Genomic DNA, 20,941 nt, shown 5'->3' with positions numbered 1-20,941 from the left:
GCAGTGGTTGAGTGGGCTCTACTACGCTGATTTCATCAGCTTTTACAGCCCTACTCAACTGTGCGGAGGTGGGACGACGAAATCGAATTCTAACGAATTACCGATTTCTGTCCCACTCTCTTTTCTTATTTATTCACGTTTTCCCATTTCCAGTTTTGAACTTCTGGAATGTCGTCTCCGTTTTCACGGATGTAGTCATGGTGGAAGGCGATTGTTTCATCCATCTTCGCTGCAAATGCGCTTGCTGCATCTCCAAGAGCTGCATTGGCTGCATCTTGTGCCAAGTGGAAGCGATCCAATTCAGACATCACACGCATATCGAATGGTGTTGTGATATCTCCGTTTTCACGGTAACCATGTACACGAAGGTTATGGTTGTGACGGTTAAAGAAGATGTCACGGATCATACCTTCGTAACCGTGGAAGGCAAAGATTACTGGTTTATCAGTTGTGAAGACTTTGTCGAACTCTTCATCTGAAAGTCCACGCGCATCGACGGATGGGTGACGCAATTTCAAGATATCTACCACATTGACAAAGCGGATCTTCAATTCTGGGAAGGCCTTGTGCAAGATTGTGATGGCAGCAAGAGCTTCTAAGTTTGGCTCTGTACCTGCAGCTGCAATGACAAGATCTGGCTCTTCATCTGCTGACACAGTTGATGCCCAATCGATCACCTTGTATCCTTCACGAACCAATTCCTCTGCTTCATCAGCTGAGTAGAATTGAGGACGTGGGTGTTTAGAAGAAACAATCAAGTTAATCATATCTTCTGCCTTGAAGGCTTGGTCCATCACCGCAAGCAACGTATTCGTATCTGCTGGCAAGTATTCACGGATGTATTCAGGAGTTTTCTCAGCCAAGTGAGTCAAGATACCTGGATCTTGGTGAGTGTAGCCATTGTGGTCTTGTTGGAAAACAGTTGAAGTCGCAATCAAGTTCAAGGCAGGGTAGTTTTTACGCCATGTCGTATGTGTCTTCGATTTACGCAACCATTTGAAGTGTTGAGTAATCATAGAGTCTACGACACGAAGGAATGACTCGTAAGAAGCGAAGAAGCCATGACGACCTGTCAAGACATATCCTTCGAGCATTCCTTCTGCTTGGTGCTCTGACAATTGAGAGTCAATGACACGTCCAGCAGGGCTCAAAGCTTCATCATAGTCTGGTTTCGTACGTCCTAACCATTGACGGCTTGTACGAGTGAAGACTTCTTGAAGACGGTTTGATTTAGTTTCATCTGGTCCAAAGATACGGAAGTTATCTGGGTTCGCATCTACCAAGTCTGCCGCATACTTACCAAATTCGATCATGTCTTGAGCCATGATTTCACCTGGTGTGTTGAATTGAAGGGCATGTTTCTTCCAATCAGCTGTGTTCATTGGTTTGATCACACCAGTATTTGTGATTGGGTTCATCGCCATGCGACGGTCACCTTTTGGTGCAATTTCCGCAATTTCAGGAACTAGTTTACCAGTTTCGTCGAACAATTCAGCTGGGCGGTAAGATTCCAACCATGAAAGAAGAGCATCGACATGCTCCATGTGGTGAGCATCTACTGGGATTGGCACTTGGTGAGCGCGGAATCCACCCTCGATTGGTGTTCCTTCCCATGCTTTTGGACCAGTCCAACCTTTAGGAATACGAGCAATCAAGACAGGATATACTGGTTGAGTTGCTTCTTCAGCAGAACCTTTACGAGCTTCTGCTTGGACTTTCTTGATTTCTTCAATTGCTTCGTCCAATTTTTCAGCGAACAAAGCATGGGCAGCTTCGTGGTCTTCTGAAATCGCAGTGACGTTCGCAAAAATTGGTTTCCAACCAAGACCTTCAAAGAAGAGGGCCAATTCTTCGTCTGTTTTGCGTTCGAAGATGGTTGGGTTGTGGATCTTCCCACCATTGAGGTAGAAGATTGGAAGGATAGCCCCATCGTTGACTGGGTTCAAGAAGGTATTTGACAACCAACCAGCCATCAATGGACCTGTTTCACCTTCACCATCACCGATAACTGTGGCAGCAATCACATCTGGATTATCCAATACAGCACCTGCAGCGTGAGAAAGGGCATAACCAAGTTCTCCACCTTCGTGGATAGATCCTGGTGTTTCAGGCGCAGCGTGAGAAGCGATTCCTCCTGGGAATGAGAAGATCTTACACAAGTGTTTGAAACCTTCTTCATTTTGTGGGATGTTTGGATTCAATTCAGTATAAGAACCATCTAAGTATGAGTTCGATACCATTACTTGTCCACCGTGACCTGGTCCTTCAATGTAGAACATATCCAAGTCGTATTTGTTGATGGTACGGTTCAAGTGAGCATAGATAAAGTTTTGCCCTGGTACAGTTCCCCAGTGTCCGATTGGGTGAGCCTTCAAGTCATTTTCAACGACTTCGCGCTTCAACAATGGGTTATCTTTCAAGTACATTTGAGCAGCTGAAATGTAGTTGGCTGCACGCCACCAAGCGTCTACTTTATCCAAGTAAGCTTTGCTGTTATAATCGACAGTCATCTTGTCTCCTCACAATTTCTAGACAGGTCTGTTGAATAACCTGTTCGTTTGATCAATAGTTTAAACAATCTGTTTTCAATCAAACAGATGATATTGAAGAAAATATTCAATATTACTTCTATTCTATCAAGAATTTCCCTTTTTGTACATCAGAAAGTAAGAAAAATATTCTTTGAACGTCAAATTTTAATTTCCTACTAAAGTGGTTCCATTCCCTACAGGGATAGGTTTTAAAAAAAGACTTTGCTGATTTTTGCAAACCAGCAAAGTCCCAAATGAAATGGAGTCAGTTAAATGACTTTTTGACCTTTCTTGTAGACATCTGTCACGAGATTTGTCGCAAAGAAATAGAAGAGATAATCTAGATTTGGTGCATCAAAGATGGTAATGTCGGCCTGTTTGCCAACATCGAAAGAGCCGATTGTTTTAGCACGATCAACTGAATAGGCCGCATTGATGGTCACTGCATTGAGAATTTCTACTGGAGTTAGGCGCATCATGAAGCAACCTAGATGCATGGCAAACTGGAGATTGGCTGTTGGACAAGACCCTGGGTTGCTGTCCGTTGTTAGGGTAATGGCCATCCCAGCGTCCAACATCTTACGAGCCGGTGCATAAGTATCTTCCATCAAGCTAAAGGTTGTGGCTGGTAATAGATTGCCAATCACTTTTGCTGCAGCTAGTTTTTGAATACCTTCATCGGTAATCACCATCAAGTGTTCTGCGCTGGTAGATTTCAATTCAGCCGCAACATCCACACCACCGATAGACTCGATTTCATCCGCATGAATCCGCAGTTTGAATCCCATCTCCTTAGCTTTTGAAAGAAGATAGCGAGATTCATCTGCTGTAAAGACACCTTTTTCACAGAAGATATCACAGAACTCAGCTAGTTTTTCTTCCTTCACTTTGGGAAGCATTTGTTCCACAATGAGATCTAAATATTCTTGGGAACGGCCCTTGTACTCTGTTGGGATCGCATGGGCTGCCATAAAGGTCGAAACCAAGTCTATTTGATGATCACGGTCCAGTGCAGCCACAACATCCAACTGGCGTTTTTCAGTTTCCCAATCCAAACCATAGCCACTCTTGGCTTCGACAGTAGTCACCCCATGACGCAACATGTAATCCAACAGTCGTTTGGACTTGTCATAGAGATTTTCAAAAGAAGCTTCCCGTGTCGCCCGAACCGTGCTCAGAATTCCACCGCCTTGGGCGAGGATGTCTAAGTAAGAAACACCCGCTAATTTTTTCGCAAATTCATGCTCCCGACTACCTCCATAGACCAAGTGAGTATGGCAGTCAATCAGGCCAGGAGTCGCAACTTTTCCTTCACAGGATTTCACTTCCGTATGGTCATCAATCAGTTCTGGTTCTGGTTGACCTGTCCCAACTGCAAGAATTTTTCCATCCTTAATAGCGATATAAGCATCGGAAAGGATTTGCGCTTCTGCCATCTCTTTTCCATAGAGAGGATGGCCTAGATCATTCGGACAAAACAATTGGTTAAAGTGGGTTAATAGGATATCAGCAGACATATGAAACATTCCTTTCTATTTCCATTGTTATTCATTTTACAATTCTACAGAAAAAGCGTCAAAAAAAAGTCAAAAAGTTTTTCCCTCATTTTTTTTTGCTTTATTAAAAATTATATTTTTTTTTGACTCTTTATTGACGTTTCTTCGATACAATAAAGAAAATATAAATTCACAGTCCAACTATAAGGAGGGTTCTGCTATGTCATTTATAGACGAGAAAGAAATTGCAGCTGCTATGTCTGTCAAACTTGACTTTGATGTCCTACCTGAAAAGGCGACTTTTCAAGAAGGCATCCGTCGTGCACCTGATAGAGGCTTCCGCTTAACGCAAGCTCAGACTGAAATTGCCCTTAAAAATGCTTTGCGTTACATTCCTAAAAAATTCCACCAAGAGTTGATCCCAGAATTTCTGGAAGAACTAAAAACGCGCGGTCGGATCTATGGCTATCGCTTCCGTCCAAAAGATCGCATCTATGGAAAACCAATCGATGAGTACAAAGGAAAATGCACAGCTGCTAAGGCTATGCAGGTCATGATCGACAACAACTTGAGCTTTGAAATTGCTCTTTATCCATATGAATTGGTCACTTATGGGGAAACAGGATCTGTCTGTGCCAACTGGATGCAATACAACTTGATCAAGAAATACTTGGAAGTCATGACAGAAGACCAAACCTTGGTGGTTGAATCGGGTCACCCTCTAGGCCTCTTCAAATCGAAACCAGAAGCTCCTCGTGTCGTCATTACCAACGGTCTCTTGATTGGTGAATATGACAATATGCGCGACTGGGAAATCGCTGAAGAAATGGGAGTAACCAACTACGGTCAGATGACGGCTGGTGGCTGGATGTACATCGGTCCTCAAGGGATCGTTCACGGTACTTTCAACACCCTTCTCAATGCTGGTCGTCTTAAACTCGGTGTGCCTGATGACGGCGACTTGACCGGTAAACTCTTTATTTCATCTGGTCTCGGTGGAATGAGCGGAGCTCAAGGGAAAGCAGCTGAAATCGCAAAAGCGGTTGCCATCGTTGCAGAAGTGGACCGCTCTCGGATCGAAACCCGTCACTCTCAAGGCTGGATTAGCCAAGTGACAGATAGTGCCGAAGAAGCTGTGAAATTGGCTCAAGCAGCCCTTGAAGCTGGTGAATCCACTTCGATTGCCTACCATGGTAATATCGTAGATTTGCTCGAATATGTCAATGAACACCAAGTTCACGTTCATCTCTTGTCTGACCAAACCTCTTGCCACAACGTCTATGATGGTGGCTATTGCCCAGTTGGCATCAGCTTTGAAGAGCGGACACGTTTGCTGGCAGAAGACAAAGAAACCTTCCGCCGTTTGGTTGATGAAACCTTGGCTCGTCACTTTGCAGTGATCAAAGCCTTGACAGCTAAAGGTACTTACTTCTTCGACTACGGTAATGCCTTCATGAAATCTGTTTACGACTCAGGCATCAAGGAAATTTCTAAGAATGGCTTGGATGACAAAGACGGCTTCATTTGGCCATCTTATGTAGAAGATATCATGGGACCTATGCTCTTTGACTATGGTTATGGTCCATTCCGTTGGGTCTGCCTCAGCGGTAAACACGAAGACTTGATTGCAACTGACCATGCAGCCATGGAAGCGATCGATCCAACTCGTCGCTACCAAGACCGCGACAACTACAACTGGATTCGCGATGCGGAAAAGAACCAACTGGTGGTTGGTACACAAGCACGTATCCTCTATCAAGATTGTATGGGCCGTGTCAACATTGCTTTGAAATTCAATGAACTCATTCGCCAAGGCAAGATCGGACCGGTCATGATCGGACGTGACCACCACGACGTATCTGGTACAGATGCTCCATTCCGTGAAACATCAAACATCAAAGATGGTTCGAACGTCACTTGTGACATGGCGGTTCAATGTTACGCTGGTAACGCTGCTCGCGGTATGAGTCTCGTCGCTCTCCACAACGGTGGTGGTACTGGTATCGGTAAAGCTATCAACGGTGGATTTGGTCTCGTCCTAGACGGTAGCCACCGGATCGATGAAATCATCAAGTCTGCCATTGCCTGGGACACTATGGGTGGAGTTGCTCGTCGGAACTGGGCACGGAATAACCATGCCATTGAAACAGCGATCGAGTACAACCGTCTCCATGCAGGAACAGACCACATCACCATTCCGTATCTGGCAGATGAAGATTTGGTCAAAGAAGCCGTTCAAAAATTGTTTTAACATCAAAAAATAAAAACTGAGAAAGGGGAGGAAAATGCAAAGACTCCTCCTCCCCAACTTCTCCTATAAAAAGAGGTAATCATATGGCAAAAATTGTTGAGTGTATTCCAAACTTCTCTGAAGGACGCAATCAAGCTGTGATCGACGGATTAGCAGCAACAGCAAAAAGTATTCCAGGTGTCACTTTACTAGACTACTCGTCTGACGCCAGTCACAACCGCAGCGTCTTTACACTCGTTGGGGATGAAGAAAGCATTCAAGAAGTGGCTTTCCAATTGGTGAAATACGCTTCTGAAAACATTGATATGACCAAGCACGAAGGCGAACACCCTCGTATGGGGGCAACAGACGTTTGTCCATTCGTTCCCGTTAAAGATATCACTACAGCTGAATGCGTTGAGATTGCTAACAAAGTAGCCGAACGCATCAATCGTGAATTAGGTATTCCAATCTTCCTTTATGAAGATGCTGCAACTCGCCCAGAACGGAAGAACTTGGCGAAAGTGCGTAAAGGACAATTTGAAGGAATGCCAGAAAAATTGTTGGAAGAAGACTGGAAGCCAGACTACGGTGAACGCAAGATTCACCCAACTGCAGGGGTTACAGCTGTCGGTGTCCGGATGCCACTCGTTGCTTTCAATATCAACCTTGATACAGACGATCTAGAGATTGCCAATAAGATTTCTAAAATCATTCGTGGATCAAGCGGTGGATACAAATACTGTAAAGCGATCGGTGTCATGCTAGAAGATCGCAACATCGCCCAAGTCTCCATCAATATGGTCAACTTGGAACAATTCCCATTGTATCGTGTTGTGGAAACCGTTCGTTTCGAAGCGCAACGCTATGGTGTTCGCATCATCGGAACAGAACTCATTGGACTGGCTCCTGCTAAGGCTTTGATCGACTCTGCTGAATACTACTTACAATTAGAAGACTTTGACTACAGCAAACAAGTCTTGGAAAATCACTTGTTGGGTTAGAAAGGGAGTTCTATGAAACTAGTTGACTTAAGTATTACGGAGTTTGCCAAAGTTCTTGGTTCAGATGCTCCAGCTCCAGGTGGTGGTTCTGCTGCTGCTCTATCTGCTGCGAATGGGATTTCCCTTACAAAAATGGTCTGTGAACTGACCATTGGAAAGAAAAAATACGCAGAATTTGAAGACCACATCAAAGGGGTTCATGAAAAAAGCGCTCAACTCCAAGACCAATTACTAGAAGCCATCGATAAAGATACAGAAGCTTTCAACGTCGTATCAGCTGTCTTTGATCTTCCAAAAGAAACGGAAGAAGAGAAAGCCGCTCGTCGTGAAGCCATGCAAAAAGCTTTGAAACATGCGACAGTATCTCCTTTCTCTATGATGGAGCTCATCGTTGAAGCTCTTGAAACCACCAAAGAAGCTGTTGGCAAGTCCAACACCAATGCGGCTAGTGACCTAGGGGTAGCTGCTCTGAATCTTAAAGCTGGCCTTCAAGGTGCTTGGCTCAATGTCTTGATCAACATTTCAGGAATCAAGGACCAAGACTTCGTCCAAGAATACCACGGCAAGGGACTCAAACTTCTCCAAACCGGTTCTGATCTTGCAGACAACATTTACCAAACCATTTTAGAAAGTCTATCATAAACCTAACAAACAAAAAGAAAGAAGGGATTCTATGGTTTTATCGGATATTGAAATTGCCAATTCTGTCCAAATGAAGCCCATCACCGATATCGCTGCTGAACTTGGATTGACCGAAGACGATATTTCGCTCTACGGAAAATACAAGGCAAAAATTGATAGCAACCAACTGGAACAACTCAAGGATAAGGAAGATGGAAAGCTGATCCTCGTGACAGCCATCTCTCCAACACCTGCTGGAGAAGGAAAGACAACCACCTCTGTTGGCTTGGTCGATGCTCTTTCAGCTATTGGTGAAAAAGCCGTCATTGCCCTGCGCGAACCGTCTCTTGGCCCTGTCTTTGGGATCAAGGGTGGAGCTGCCGGTGGCGGGTACGCCCAAGTGGTTCCAATGGAAGATATCAACCTTCACTTTACCGGAGACTTCCATGCCATTGGGATTGCCAATAACCTGCTTGCAGCTTTGATTGACAACCACATTCACCATGGAAATGAGTTGGGCATCGATTCTCGTCGCATTACCTGGAAACGGGTGGTCGATATGAACGACCGTCAGCTCCGTCATATTGTCGATGGCCTTCAAGGAAAAACAAACGGAGTTCCTCGTGAAGATGGCTTTGACATCACCGTGGCTTCTGAAATCATGGCCATTCTCTGTCTCTCAGAAAATATCCTTGATCTCAAAGAACGTCTTGATCGCATCATTATTGGGTACAACTACCAAGGACAACCGGTCACAGCTAAAGACCTCAAGGCTGGAGGGGCCATGGCAGCCGTCCTCAAAGATGCCATCCATCCAAACTTGGTGCAAACCTTGGAGCATACTCCTGCCATCATCCACGGCGGACCTTTTGCCAATATTGCTCATGGCTGTAACAGTGTGCTGGCTACTAAACTAGCCCTCAAATATGCTGATTATGTCGTGACAGAAGCTGGTTTTGGAGCAGACCTCGGTGCTGAAAAATTCATCGATATCAAGTGCCGCATGGCCGGGCTCAAACCTGCTGCCGTTGTCCTCGTCGCAACCATTCGTGCCCTCAAAATGCATGGTGGAGTTGCTAAAGTAGACTTGGCTACGGAAAATGTCCAAGCTGTTATCGATGGTCTACCAAACCTAGACAAACACTTGGCCAACATCCAAGAAGTCTATGGTCTACCTGTGGTCGTTGCCATTAACAAATTCCCACTGGATACAGAAGCTGAGCTAGAAGCTGTCTATGAATCTTGTAAGAAACGCAATGTAGATGTGGTCATTTCGGATGTCTGGGCAAAAGGTGGGGCTGGTGGTCGTGACTTGGCTGAAAAAGTCATTCAACTGGCTCAAGAAGAAAACCACTTCTCTTATGTCTATGATGAAGAAGACAGCATTGAAACAAAATTGACCAAGATCGTCACAAAAGTATATGGTGGTAAAGGCATCAGCTTAACACCAGCAGCCAAACGCGAACTGAAAGAATTGGAAGCACTCGGTTTCTCAAGCTATCCAATCTGTATGGCCAAAACGCAATACTCCTTCTCAGATGATGCCAAGAAGATGGGAGCGCCAAAAGATTTCACTGTTAAAATCAGCAATCTCAAGGTAGCTGCCGGAGCTGGCTTCATCGTAGCTCTCACTGGTACCATTATGACTATGCCTGGCCTACCTAAAGTTCCTGCCAGTGAAAAGATTGATATCGATGCCCACGGCAATATCACTGGTCTCTTTTAAGAAAGAAGGCGTCCTATGGTGACTCTCCTTCATCTTACCCCCGCAGATTATCAAATTTCTACCTGGTCCGGTGGCCAAACCACCCAACTCTTTCTCTCCCCAGAGGGAGGAAGCTATCCAGATCGGACCTTTGACTTCCGCCTCTCTACTGCAACGGTAGAGGTTGAAAAAAGTAACTTTACCGATCTCACGGGCTACCACCGAATCTTGATGCCCTTGAATGCCTCCATTAGGCTCACCCATCACCATAAAGAAGTGGTTTTGAACCCCTTTCAAAGCTACTTCTTTGATGGGGGAGATCCTGTATCTAGCCAAGGGACTTGTCAAGACTTTAATTTGATTTACAAACCTTCTTATCAGGGGCATATGAGTGCTATATCCCCAAAAGAGAGTGTCAAAAGTCAGAGTCGCTATCAATTGATCTACGCTCTCTGTCCACTAACACTCGAATGGGGAAACAATCATTCTCAAACTCTCCAAACTCACGAGCTCCTGGTGATCGAACAAGCATCTCCTCTTCAAGAGATGACAATCACGTTTTTACCCCATCAGTCTGGGGAGCAACCGATTGCTATCTGGACTGGACTACAATAATGTTCACAAAGGAGAAACATTATGAACGGAGCACATAAACAGTCGATTGAGGAACAAGAAAAAGCGAAATTCAGCTTTAGCGGTGCCACTCTTTACGGTATCAACGCCGTAATCGGATCTGGTATCTTCCTCCTTCCTCAAAAAATTTATTCTGGCCTCGGACCAGCTTCTCTAGCTGTCATGTTCGGGGTTGCCATTCTCGTCATGCTACTATCAGCCTGTCTGGCTGAAACAGCTGGCTACTTCGACAAAAACGGTGGAGCCATGCAATACTCAAAAGCCGCTTTCGGAGACTTCGTTGGCTTTAACGTTGGGATTCTCGGTTGGGCCGTTACTGTTATCGCTTGGGCTGCCATGTTAGCCGGATTTGCTAAGATCTTCATCATCACCTTCCCAGCATTTGAAGGCTACAACCTTCCGATCAGTATCGGTATGCTGATTCTCTTGAGTCTGATGAACATTGCCGGTCTGAAAACCTCTAAGATGTTTACTCTGACAGCTACTGTTGCAAAATTAATTCCAATTGTCCTCTTCTCACTCTTTGCCATCTTCTTCATTCCCGGTGGCGTGAGCAAGGGCAACTTCACACCTTTCCTTCAATTGGAAAGTGGAACAAACCTCTTCAGTTCTATTTCTAGTACAGCCGTCTACATCTTCTACGGTTTCATCGGATTTGAAACCATGTCTATCGTTGCAGGGGAAATGCGCAACCCTGAAAAGAACGTTCCCCGCGCTATTCTAGGTTCTATCAGTATTGTATCTGTTCTCTACATGTTGATCATCGCAGGAACAATCGCCATGCTTGGTGGTCGCATTATGCAAACTGGTGCACCAGTACAAGACGCATTTGTCGAAATGATTGGCCCTATCGGAGCTCCACTCGTTTCTTACGGAGCCCTCATTTCAATCGCCGGTCTAAACATCGGTGAATCCATCATGGTCCCTCGTTTTGGTGCCGCATTAGCAACTGAAAAACTCTTGCCAGAAGGGCTTGGAAAAACAAACTCTAAGAATGCCCCTGTCATTGCCATTATCATTTCTGGTATCTTCGCCTTCTTACTCTTGTTATCTGGCTCTTTCGAAACATTAGCAACCTTCAGTGTTGTCTTCCGTTTCTTCCAATACATTCCAACTGCTTTGGCAGCCATCAAACTCAGAAAAATGTACCCAGACAAAAAGGTTACCTTCCGAGTACCATTTGGTCCTGTTATCCCAGTTCTAGCTGTTGTGATCAGTATCTTGATGATTGCAGGGGACAACATGATGAACTTTGTTTGGGGTGCCATCGGTCTCGTGATCGCAAGTGGACTCTACTTTGTTTTCCACGGCGATAAACTACATAAATCGAAAACCCTTCCTCACTAATTTTCTTTACACACTAGATGGGAACAGAGACGGGAGTGAAGCTCGGTTTTGCTCCCTAACCCATCTAGGACTCCACGAATATCAAACCTGAGCCCTTTTCTCTATGACTCTTTTCAATTCTTTAGATCAATAGACAATGGGCCCATGTTTGGTATTCAAACCGAAGTAAACAACACTACTTCCACAGAACAACTATTCATAATCGGAGGTTTTATATGACTCAATTGATTCATTTAGATGGTAATAGCTTAACACTCGAAGAAGTCATCGCTGTAGCTCGGCACGGTGCCCAATGTGAGCTTGATGAACAAGCCAAAGAAGCCGTTATCGCATCCCGTAAAATCGTTGATGACATTGTCCGGGAAAAACGAGTCGTCTATGGTGTAACCACTGGCTTTGGTTCCCTCTGTAATGTCAGCATCTCTCCAGAAGATACTGTTCAACTGCAAGAAAACCTGATTCGAACTCACTCATCTGGCTTCGGTGATCCACTTCCTGAAGATGCCGTTCGTGCCATCATGCTGATCCGTATTAACTCACTATTGAAAGGTTATTCTGGCATTCGTCTGTCAACCGTTGAAAAACTGTTAGAATTGCTCAACAAAGGAGTCACTCCTTATATCCCTGAAAAAGGCTCTCTCGGAGCTTCTGGAGATCTTGCTCCTCTTTCTCATATGGTTTTACCAATGTTGGGTCTTGGACGCGCCTACTACAAAGGAGAACTTCTCAGTGGTCAAGAAGCCTTAGATCGTGCTGGAATTGAAAAGATCCAATTAGCTGCCAAAGAAGGGCTTGCCTTGATCAATGGTACGACTGTCCTAACCGGTATCGGTGCTCTTGCGACTTATGATGGTATCCAATTGCTCAAACTCTCTGATATCGCTGGTGCTCTCTCAATGGAAGTTCACAATGGAATTACCAGTCCATTCGAAGAAGACCTTCATACCATCCGTCCTCAAAGTGGACAATTGGCAACCGCTCGCAATATCCGCAACCTCCTTGAAGGAAGCAAGAACACAACGGTAGCAACCCAACAACGGGTCCAAGACCCTTACACACTCCGTTGTATCCCTCAAATCCATGGAGCTAGCAAGGATTCTATTGCTTATGTAAAAGAAAAAGTTGAAATCGAAATCAACTCTGTGACAGATAATCCAATTATTACTAAAGAAGGCCACGTCATCTCCGGCGGGAACTTCCACGGAGAACCAATGGCACAACCATTTGACTTCCTAGGGATCGCCCTTTCTGAAATTGGGAATGTATCCGAACGTCGGGTGGAACGCTTGGTCAACAGCCAACTCAGCAAATTGCCATCCTTCTTGGTTAAACACCCTGGACTCAACTCAGGCTTCATGATTACCCAGTATGCTTGTGCATCCCTTGCATCGGAAAATAAAATCTTGGCTCACCCTGCTAGTGTCGATTCTATTCCATCTTGTGAAAACCAAGAAGATTTCGTCAGCATGGGAACGACTGCCGCTCGTAAAGCAGCAGAAATTCTTAAAAACTCCCGTCGCATCGTTGCTACTGAAATCATGGCAGCTTGCCAAGCCTTGGATCTCAAACCAGAAAATCATGAACTTGGTAAAGGGACAAAACCAGCTTATGAGCTGATTCGTCAAAAACTGAACTTCATTGAATTTGACAAAGATATCGAAATCTTTGAAGAACTCAATAAAGCATCTGCTGTTGTCGAAAGCGAAGAATTCTTAGCAACCATCGAAAAAGCAGTTGACTTACGGATTCAATACTGATACAGTAAGGATAAAGCAAAAACAGAGGCTGGCGATCTTCTCAGCCTCTGCCTGCTTTCAGAAAAATAAGGGAGGCGACAAGCTTGCTCACAAACTACTATCCAATGACCTACAGCTACTACCAAGGTAGTATCGAGGACAATCCCTACACGGCCAAATGGGGAATGGTCACCAAATTTTTAGACCTAAACGACGAGACCCTCACTCCATTTGAGGGTATGACCTTTGGGATCATCGGCTTTAAGAGCGACAAAGGAGTCTATATCAATAATGGGCGTGTAGGAGCAGTCGAGGGTCCTACAGCCATCCGTTCTCAAATCGCTAAACTTCCATGGCACTGGGGAACCAATGTGACAGTGTATGATGTGGGAAATATTGACGGGCCTAACCATTCACTAGAAGAACTCCAAGAAAGTCTCTCACAAGCGATCCAGCGCATGTACCAATTAGGGATCCAACCCATTGTCCTAGGAGGCGGTCACGGAACTGCTTACGGCCACTATCTAGGGATTCAATCCAGTTTAGAAAAAGATGAACAACTGGCTGTGATCAATCTGGATGCCCACTTTGATTTGCGACCTTACGACCAAACCGGTCCCAATTCTGGAACAGGTTTTCGTCAAATGGCTGATCATGCGAAAGAAAAAGGTCAGGACTTCCCTTACCTCATCCTGGGGATCCAAGAGCACAATAATAACCTCTTCCTCTTTAATTACGTTGCTAAAACACCAAGCATTGATTTTTTAACTGGCCAAGATCTCTTCCAGATGAGCCACCAAGCCATTCTGGATCGAATCGATCAATTTTTAGAAAACCAAACCGCGATCTATCTGTCTATTGATATGGATTGCTTTGCAGTCGGCTCTGCTCCTGGTGTTAGCGCCATCCAATCACTTGGTGTCGATCCTAAACTAGCCCTCCTACTTCTCCAACACATTGCTGCCAGTGGTAAACTAATCGGATTTGATGTCGTGGAAGTTTCTCCTCCTCATGACATTGACAACCATACTTCAAACCTTGCTGCGACCTTTATCTTTTACTTGACCCAAATATTGGCGCAACAAAAACTGAACTAAAATGATTTCTACACACATAAAAAGCATAGAAACACCCATTGCTTGGGTATTTCTATGCTTTTTTCATTTTCAGCACAATGATCTTTGCCTGAAAGGAGGCATGGCCTCTTATCCTTCACTTATGATTTAGATAAGAGACACTACAGGTCTTTTAATTTCTTAAGAAACTGACGATCTCTGTAGGGATTCAAGTGTTGCTCTGCCACCTTCTTGTAGTAATTCTTATCTTCTTTCAAGAAGGTCCTCAGGGCAGGATCGAGCTCTTCTCCCTTCTCCTTTTGATTAGATAAGAAAGCCAATAGATAATGAACCATTCCCTTATCCCGAGAATTGGCAGATGGTTTCATCGTCCTTTCTTTTCGAGCCAGATAAGCCGCAACCTTCTCTTGATCTCCTTGCTGGCAAGCGATTAAGGATTGATAAAATTCGAGCAATTCTTCCTTCCAAGGGAAACGAACACTGGACAAAATCTTCTGAGCTCTGTCAAAACAGCGGCGAGCTTGGATCAAATCTCCCTTCCAATAATAGGCGATCCCAAGATCAATATCAAAGACGACACGGACGGAATCAACAGCTTGATCCCCCACTAAGCGCAGAACCTCTTCTAAGTGGGTGACCGCTACTTGGAAATGGCCCCTAATTTGCTCGATTTCAGCGAGGTAGGCCAAAGAAGCTGCAATTTGAATGGCATACTTGGCCTGCATGCTATTGGTCAAACTAAAGCAATCAATAGAGCGATACAGATGCCGAGTCGCCTGCTCCTCATCCCCAACCATCAGGTGATACAAGCCCTTCAAACGCAACTGGATCGCGATGACCTCATGATTATTGGCTTGGATGGCATCTTCCAGAGCCAAATCTGTATAATAGGCCATCTCAGAGATATTTTCAGTTTGAATGCAATAATAAATGATTTGCCGATAACCCTCTAAGAGGAAGTCGGATTGCTTGAGTTCCCGCGCATAGGAGATGACTTTTTGGATATCATGAATCCCCTTTTGATACTCCCCACTTCGAATAAAATAGCGACCTTCTAGGTACAAGTAACGCAGTTGCAAATACTTGTATTCTCTATCTCTTTGGTGCCTTGAAAAGAGGTTATCTAATTCTTGGCGAATGCGGGATAGCTCTCCAAAAATGTCCAAATGACTATTTGTACCATCTGATAGGAACCCCTCATCTACCTTGGAATATATCGGAAACAGTTCATGCTCCAGCTGAAGAATTTCTTCTAAGTAGGTCAACTCAAACGATAAGGAACGCAAAAGATTTTGGGATTGCTTGTATTGGTAGGCAATTTCCTTATAAAGAAGAAGGTCCGTCGAATCTTCTAAAGTTTCTTCCAATTTTTGCGCAATTTGTTGGTGGAAGAGGCGCCGTCTAGCTGGCGAAAGAAGATGGTAAAAGTACATAGCTACCAATTGCTTGCAGAATTGAACCATGAGAGCCTCTCCTTCTTCTACGATTGAGACGATCGCTCTTTCAGATAAAGGCTCGATTAATTCTGTCAAAACAGGAAGCTCTGTAGCCGTCAATTCCGCCAAGATAGACAGAGAAATTGGCTTATGAAAACACGATAGGTAGTGTAGAAGAGCCTCTTCCTCGCTGCTCATATCCCCAAGCTCCTGAGAAAGATAAGCTTGAATGATATCAGGCAAGGGTTCTAAATTTTCATTTTCTTTCCACTCTTCGATATAGCTGGATAGTAAGAACGGACTGCCTTCACTCCATTCGACCATCTGCTCCATCACTGCCGGCTCTATTGCTCCCAGTTCCCCTTTCAAGAGAGCACGACTTTCACTAGGATCAAAATTGGTCAACTCTAGTTGAGACAGCCGTTTCTCTACCTTTAAGTTCCCCAAGAAGTTGACGAAGAAAGCTGGCAGAGGCTCTTCAGCTGTAAAAATCAGTTGCCATTTCTCCTGGTTTCTTCGCTCCTCTAGTTGTTTCACTTTTTCTAGAGACACTGCATCGAACCACTGGGCGTTTTCAAGCAGGATCAGGAGCGGTTTTTCTTTGCTAAGGCTCTGAAGCTGATTCCATACCGAAATGAGATCATCCTCCTCTTCCAGAAGGGAAATTCCCATCTCATCCCCCATTTTCTCTAGCGCTTGTCTGAGATCATTCCAGGCGCTTCCTTCATAGCGCTGACTGGTAGCTTTTCCTTCCACCTTGATAAAGTTAAAACTGCGATTGGACATCAAGACCAACTGCCGCAACAGACGTTTTTTACCTGTTCCAGATTGCCCCATCACGAGAAAAGGACCAACCGCTTCACCCGTCTCGACTAAGGAAAGGTATTCCTCGAGTTGCGAGAGTTCTTGTTTCCGACCAAAAAAGGAAAGTTCACGGATATTCAAGCGATTGGTCAGTTTATGAGTTCGTTTGGCTTCCAAAACGGAGTGATAAAGTTCCTCAATCGCTCGACTGGGACGCACACTGAGCTCGCGATCCAATAAATCGACTAGCTTATAATAGGTCTCAAAAAATTTTCCTAGCTGATGATGAAAGCTATAATATTCCATCAAGAGCTGGTAGTTTTTCTCTTCAAATTCATCCAGCTCTACCAAATGATGGAGCAAGAGTTCTATACTAGAGTCTCCAAAACCGACCTGCTCAATTTTTTGATAGCAACTTTCGACATAGAGCTTCCTATAAGCATCCCGTTTTCGAGAAGCCCACTGATCAAAGTCTTCATCATCCTTGACATAGAAGCCCTCTAAAAAGTCTCCCCGATAAAGATCCAAGGCACTTAGTGGATCTCTTTCAAAGAGTTTGACATCCAAAGAAAGGCTCAAATCAGGATTAAGGGCCAAACTGCTCCGACTTGGAGAGACAATGATATCTCCTTCAAAGATTTTATTGGCTTGGTAAACCGTATTCCGTAAGTTTTTGCGAGCTACTTGGTTTTCCTTATCTCCCCAAAGGATACCGGCGATTTCATCTCGGTTGACCTGGCCCATGACTGCCAAGTAATAAAGCAAGGCCTCCATCTTCGAGAAAGAAAACCGAATAGTTTTCTGATTGAAAACAACCTTAGGGGGTCCAAATAACTTCAACTTCAGACTTTTCTTCATTGCAAGCGCCTCCAAAAACTTCATATTAATACTATAAAAAAAAAGTTGGCTTTTAGCAAGTAATTTATCCAAATAAAAAGAGACTGAGAACGATTCTTTCTCAATCTCTACACTTCCTACTAAAAGTGTTGATTAATTCACTTCAAAATTCGGTTGATGAGCAAATAAAGCCTTTGTTGCTTGGTAGACGTGGTAAGCGACATCTTCATTGTTCATGGTGTAAAGATGGACACCTGCCACATCTTGAGTAACCAAATCAACAATTTGATCGACTGCATAAGCCAAGCCAGCTGCGCGAAGAGACTTTGGATCATGCTCATACTTGTCTAAAATCGCTTTAAACTTCCGTGGGATATGAACATTTTCACAAGTCTTAAGGAGACGAAGGGCCTGATTGCGATTGAGAATCGGCATCACTCCTGCATGAATAGGAACATTGATCCCAGCTAAAGTACACTTATCTTGAAAATCATAGAAACGCTCATTGTCAAAGAAAAGTTGAGTGACCAAACTAGAGCACCCTGCATCTACCTTCTTTTTAAGATTTTGAATATCTGAAATTTGGTTTGGAGAATCCGGATGTCCCTCAGGATAGCAAGCACCAATCACCTCAAAATGGGGAGCTTCTGTTTTAATAAATTCAATCAGATCCGTTGCATAACGAAAGTCTTTTAAAGGTTCCACACCAGGGATAATATCCCCACGCAGAGCCAAAATCCGATGAACTCCTACTTCATCTAACTCATGAAGAGTATCGGCCACTTTTTCCTTGCTCAAATAGACGGCTGGCAAGTGAGCAATCGTCGGAATAGACAATTCATTTTGAATGTAATTGGCTAAAGCAACCGTCGTCTCTTTGATATTGTATTTATTATTGCTAGCGGTCACACTAATAAAGTGAGGAGCTAGCTCCTGCATATTTGCCAAAGCACGTAAGAGTTTGGCATTGCCTACTTCAGGATTTGGAGGAAAAACTTCAAATGACAGAGACGGTGTGTGTTGTGACATATTCTATCCTTTTCTTTTGTTTCTTTGATCAAGAACTCTGAGCCACTATTTCTAGGATAAGGGAACGATTCGAAAACCCTCTACACGATGATAGAAGGTCCTCGAAACATTTCTTACAAGTGTTCACGCGCTTCTTTAGCAGCATTAACGAGTTTGATCAAGCTTTCTTTTGTTTCTTTAATTCCACGAGTCTTCAAACCACAGTCAGGGTTGATCCAAACTTTGCCACTTGGTACTTTTGCCAAGATTGCTTCAATAGTGTGATCGATTTCACCGTCTTGTGGGACACGTGGTGAGTGGATATCGTAAACCCCAGGTCCAACTTCTGTTTGGAAGTTTTTGGCTTTCAACTCATCCAAGATTTCAAGGTTTGAACGGCTAGCTTCAAATGAGATGACGTCTGCATCCAAGTTGTCGATAGCTGGGATGATATCTGTAAATTCTGAGTAACACATGTGAGTGTGGATTTGTGTGTCTGGTGCAACAGTTGAGTGTACCAAACGGAAGGCTGGAATCGCCCAGTCAAGGTAGTCTTCGTACCAGTCGCTACGACGGAGTGGCAATTTTTCACGAAGAGCAGCCTCGTCGATTTGGATGATCTTCACGCCTGCAGCTTCAAGGTCAAGAACTTCATCCTTGATGGCAAGAGCGATTTGAAGAGTAGAATCCTTGATAGAGATATCTTCACGTGGGAATGACCAGTTAAGGATGGTAACAGGTCCAGTCAACATCCCTTTAACAGGTTTGTCCGTACGGCTTTGTGCGTAGCTAGACCATTTCACAGTGATTGGGTTGAGACGAGTCACATCACCCCAGATGATTGGTGGTTTCACCCCACGCATACCGTATGATTGTACCCAACCGTTTTTAGAGAAGAGGTAACCAGACAAGTTTTGACCGAAGTACTCAACCATGTCGTTCCGCTCAAATTCACCGTGTACAAGTACGTCAAATCCAACTTCTTCTTGCCATTTGATCCATTCGTCGATCGTTTCAGCAAGGAAGGCATCGTATTCTTCTTGTGTCAATTCACCCTTACGGAAGGCCAAACGTTTAGCACGAACTTCCTTAGTTTGAGGGAATGAACCGATGGTAGTTGTTGGAAGTGCTGGAAGCTTGAAGGCTTCTTTTTGGATTTCTTCACGTTCTGCGAAAGCTGGCAAACGAGTGTAGTCTGCTTCTGTCAAAGCTGCGATGCGAGCATGAAGTTCAGCATTTGCTCCAACGCGTTCTGTTGCAAAGAGTTCTTTGTTAGCAGCAAGAGCTTCTGCACCTTGACCGTTACGGATGGCATCCAAGTCACGCAATTCACCCAATTTTTCAACCGCAAAGGCGAAGTGGTTCAAAATAGCTGGTTCAAAATCTTCATTAGCAGTTGTAAATGGCACATGAAGAAGAGAGCAAGAAGTCGTCAAGACAACCTTTTCAGCTGGAACTTGATCCAAGATTTCTAAGCTCTTTTCATAGTTGTTTCGCCAGATGTTCTTCCCATTTACAATACCTGCATAAAGAGTCTTATCAGCTGGGAAGCCACCTTTCACCAATTCAAGTGTTTTCTTGCCTTCAACAAAGTCAAGACCAATACCATCAACTGGCAAGTTCACAAGGTCATTGTAGACATCACGAACATCACCAAAGTAGGTTTGGATCAAGACTTCAAGGCCTTTCTTATCAGCCAAGAGTTTGTTGTAGAGGTCCAAGAAGAGAGCTTTTTCTTCAGCTGACAAATCTTTAACAAGAGCTGGCTCATCGAGTTGAATACGAGTCGCACCAAGCTCAGCCAATTTGGCAAAAACTTCTTGATAAGCAGCAACCAAGCTGTCTACGAAGTCCTCAGCTTTCACACCATCTTCAAAGTCAGATAATTGAAGGAAAGTGAATGGTCCAACCACTACTGGACGAGTGTTGATCCCCAATTCTTTGGCTTCTTGGTACTCATCAAAAATCTTGTGACCAGCCAATTTCACTTCTGTTGTTTTTTCAAATTTAGGAACGATGTAATGGTAGTTGGTGTTGAACCATTTTTTCATTGGAAGGGCACGCACATCCCCTTTTTCACCTTGGTAACCACGCGCCAAAGCGAAGTATTGTTCAAGGTCTGTCAAATCCAAGTTTTGAACAGATGCAGGCACGACGTTGAAAAGGAAGGCTGCATCAAGGAAATTGTCGTAGTGTGAGAAGTCGTTTGAAGGAATCTCTGAGATGCCTTGTTCTTTAACAATGTTCCAGTGTTTAGCACGCAAGTCTTTAGCAGCTGCCAAGAGCTCGTCTGCTGAGATTTCTTTTCTAAAGTATTTTTCAGTTGTAAATTTTAATTCACGGAATTCACCCAAACGTGGGAAACCGATAATTGTAGTTGACATGTTGTGTCCTCCAAAAATTCTAATTGACACTATCATATCAGAAGATAGCCGTCTTGTATAATTGCTTTTACACGAATTTTGATATAGCCAAAA

At 44.1% G+C, this 20,941-nt stretch carries 13 protein-coding genes; 8 read left to right on the top strand and 5 right to left on the bottom strand.

Going from position 1 to position 20,941, the window contains the following annotated elements; all coding sequences use genetic code 11:
• Positions 1-125: 125 nt before the first annotated feature.
• The gene (locus QM870_RS05345; protein ID WP_414368910.1) at positions 126-2,510 is read right to left on the bottom strand and encodes a phosphoketolase family protein; all 2,385 of its coding nucleotides are present in this window, start codon (positions 2,508-2,510) and stop codon (positions 126-128) included.
• Positions 2,511-2,800: 290 nt separating this feature from the next.
• On the bottom strand, positions 2,801-4,048 hold the full coding sequence (hutI, locus tag QM870_RS05340; RefSeq protein ID WP_061590903.1) for an imidazolonepropionase: 1,248 nt from the start codon (positions 4,046-4,048) through the stop codon (positions 2,801-2,803).
• A gap of 199 nt (positions 4,049-4,247) precedes the next feature.
• Here hutI and QM870_RS05335 point away from each other — a divergent pair, with 199 nt between their 5' ends.
• The 8 genes from QM870_RS05335 (at position 4,248) to hutG (ending at position 14,400) form a co-directional block, all read left to right on the top strand.
• Positions 4,248-6,278, top strand: coding sequence for a urocanate hydratase (locus QM870_RS05335; protein ID WP_003008639.1), 2,031 nt, complete (start codon positions 4,248-4,250; stop codon positions 6,276-6,278).
• Positions 6,279-6,361: 83 nt separating this feature from the next.
• Entirely contained in the window at positions 6,362-7,261 is a 900-nt protein-coding gene (gene ftcD, locus QM870_RS05330) for a glutamate formimidoyltransferase (RefSeq protein WP_003008641.1), read from the top strand.
• Between the two features lie 12 nt (positions 7,262-7,273).
• Positions 7,274-7,903, top strand: a complete 630-nt coding sequence (locus tag QM870_RS05325; RefSeq protein WP_024054843.1) for a cyclodeaminase/cyclohydrolase family protein — start codon at positions 7,274-7,276, stop codon at positions 7,901-7,903.
• Positions 7,904-7,934: 31 nt separating this feature from the next.
• A complete protein-coding gene (locus tag QM870_RS05320; protein ID WP_049490359.1) occupies positions 7,935-9,608 on the top strand; it encodes a formate--tetrahydrofolate ligase in 1,674 nt (557 codons plus the stop codon).
• Between the two features lie 15 nt (positions 9,609-9,623).
• Positions 9,624-10,202 (top strand): HutD/Ves family protein, encoded by a 579-nt coding sequence (locus tag QM870_RS05315; protein WP_003008647.1) that lies wholly within the window; start codon positions 9,624-9,626, stop codon positions 10,200-10,202.
• A gap of 21 nt (positions 10,203-10,223) precedes the next feature.
• Positions 10,224-11,567 (top strand): APC family permease, encoded by a 1,344-nt coding sequence (locus tag QM870_RS05310; protein ID WP_031576513.1) that lies wholly within the window; start codon positions 10,224-10,226, stop codon positions 11,565-11,567.
• Positions 11,568-11,782: 215 nt separating this feature from the next.
• Complete coding sequence (gene hutH, locus QM870_RS05305) at positions 11,783-13,324, top strand: histidine ammonia-lyase (protein ID WP_003013255.1); 1,542 nt, start codon at positions 11,783-11,785, stop codon at positions 13,322-13,324.
• An 83-nt stretch (positions 13,325-13,407) separates the two neighbouring features.
• The gene (hutG, locus tag QM870_RS05300; protein WP_024054987.1) at positions 13,408-14,400 is read left to right on the top strand and encodes a formimidoylglutamase; all 993 of its coding nucleotides are present in this window, start codon (positions 13,408-13,410) and stop codon (positions 14,398-14,400) included.
• 140 nt (positions 14,401-14,540) lie between these two features.
• Here the strand turns inward: hutG and QM870_RS05295 are convergent, their stop codons facing one another.
• From QM870_RS05295 to metE, 3 genes are all read right to left on the bottom strand, one after another.
• Positions 14,541-17,477 carry an AAA family ATPase gene (locus QM870_RS05295; protein WP_414368907.1) on the bottom strand — a complete coding sequence of 979 codons (2,937 nt, stop codon included), beginning with the start codon at positions 17,475-17,477 and terminating at the stop codon, positions 14,541-14,543.
• Between the two features lie 132 nt (positions 17,478-17,609).
• Positions 17,610-18,485, bottom strand: a complete 876-nt coding sequence (gene metF, locus QM870_RS05290; RefSeq protein WP_003008657.1) for a methylenetetrahydrofolate reductase [NAD(P)H] — start codon at positions 18,483-18,485, stop codon at positions 17,610-17,612.
• 113 nt (positions 18,486-18,598) lie between these two features.
• Complete coding sequence (metE, locus tag QM870_RS05285) at positions 18,599-20,848, bottom strand: 5-methyltetrahydropteroyltriglutamate--homocysteine S-methyltransferase (RefSeq protein WP_251458379.1); 2,250 nt, start codon at positions 20,846-20,848, stop codon at positions 18,599-18,601.
• Positions 20,849-20,941 lie beyond the last annotated feature (93 nt).

The sequence above is a fragment of the Streptococcus parasanguinis genome, from assembly GCF_047463195.1.
Classification (GTDB): domain Bacteria; phylum Bacillota; class Bacilli; order Lactobacillales; family Streptococcaceae; genus Streptococcus; species Streptococcus parasanguinis_R.
This window is presented reverse-complemented; position numbering and strand designations above follow the sequence as displayed.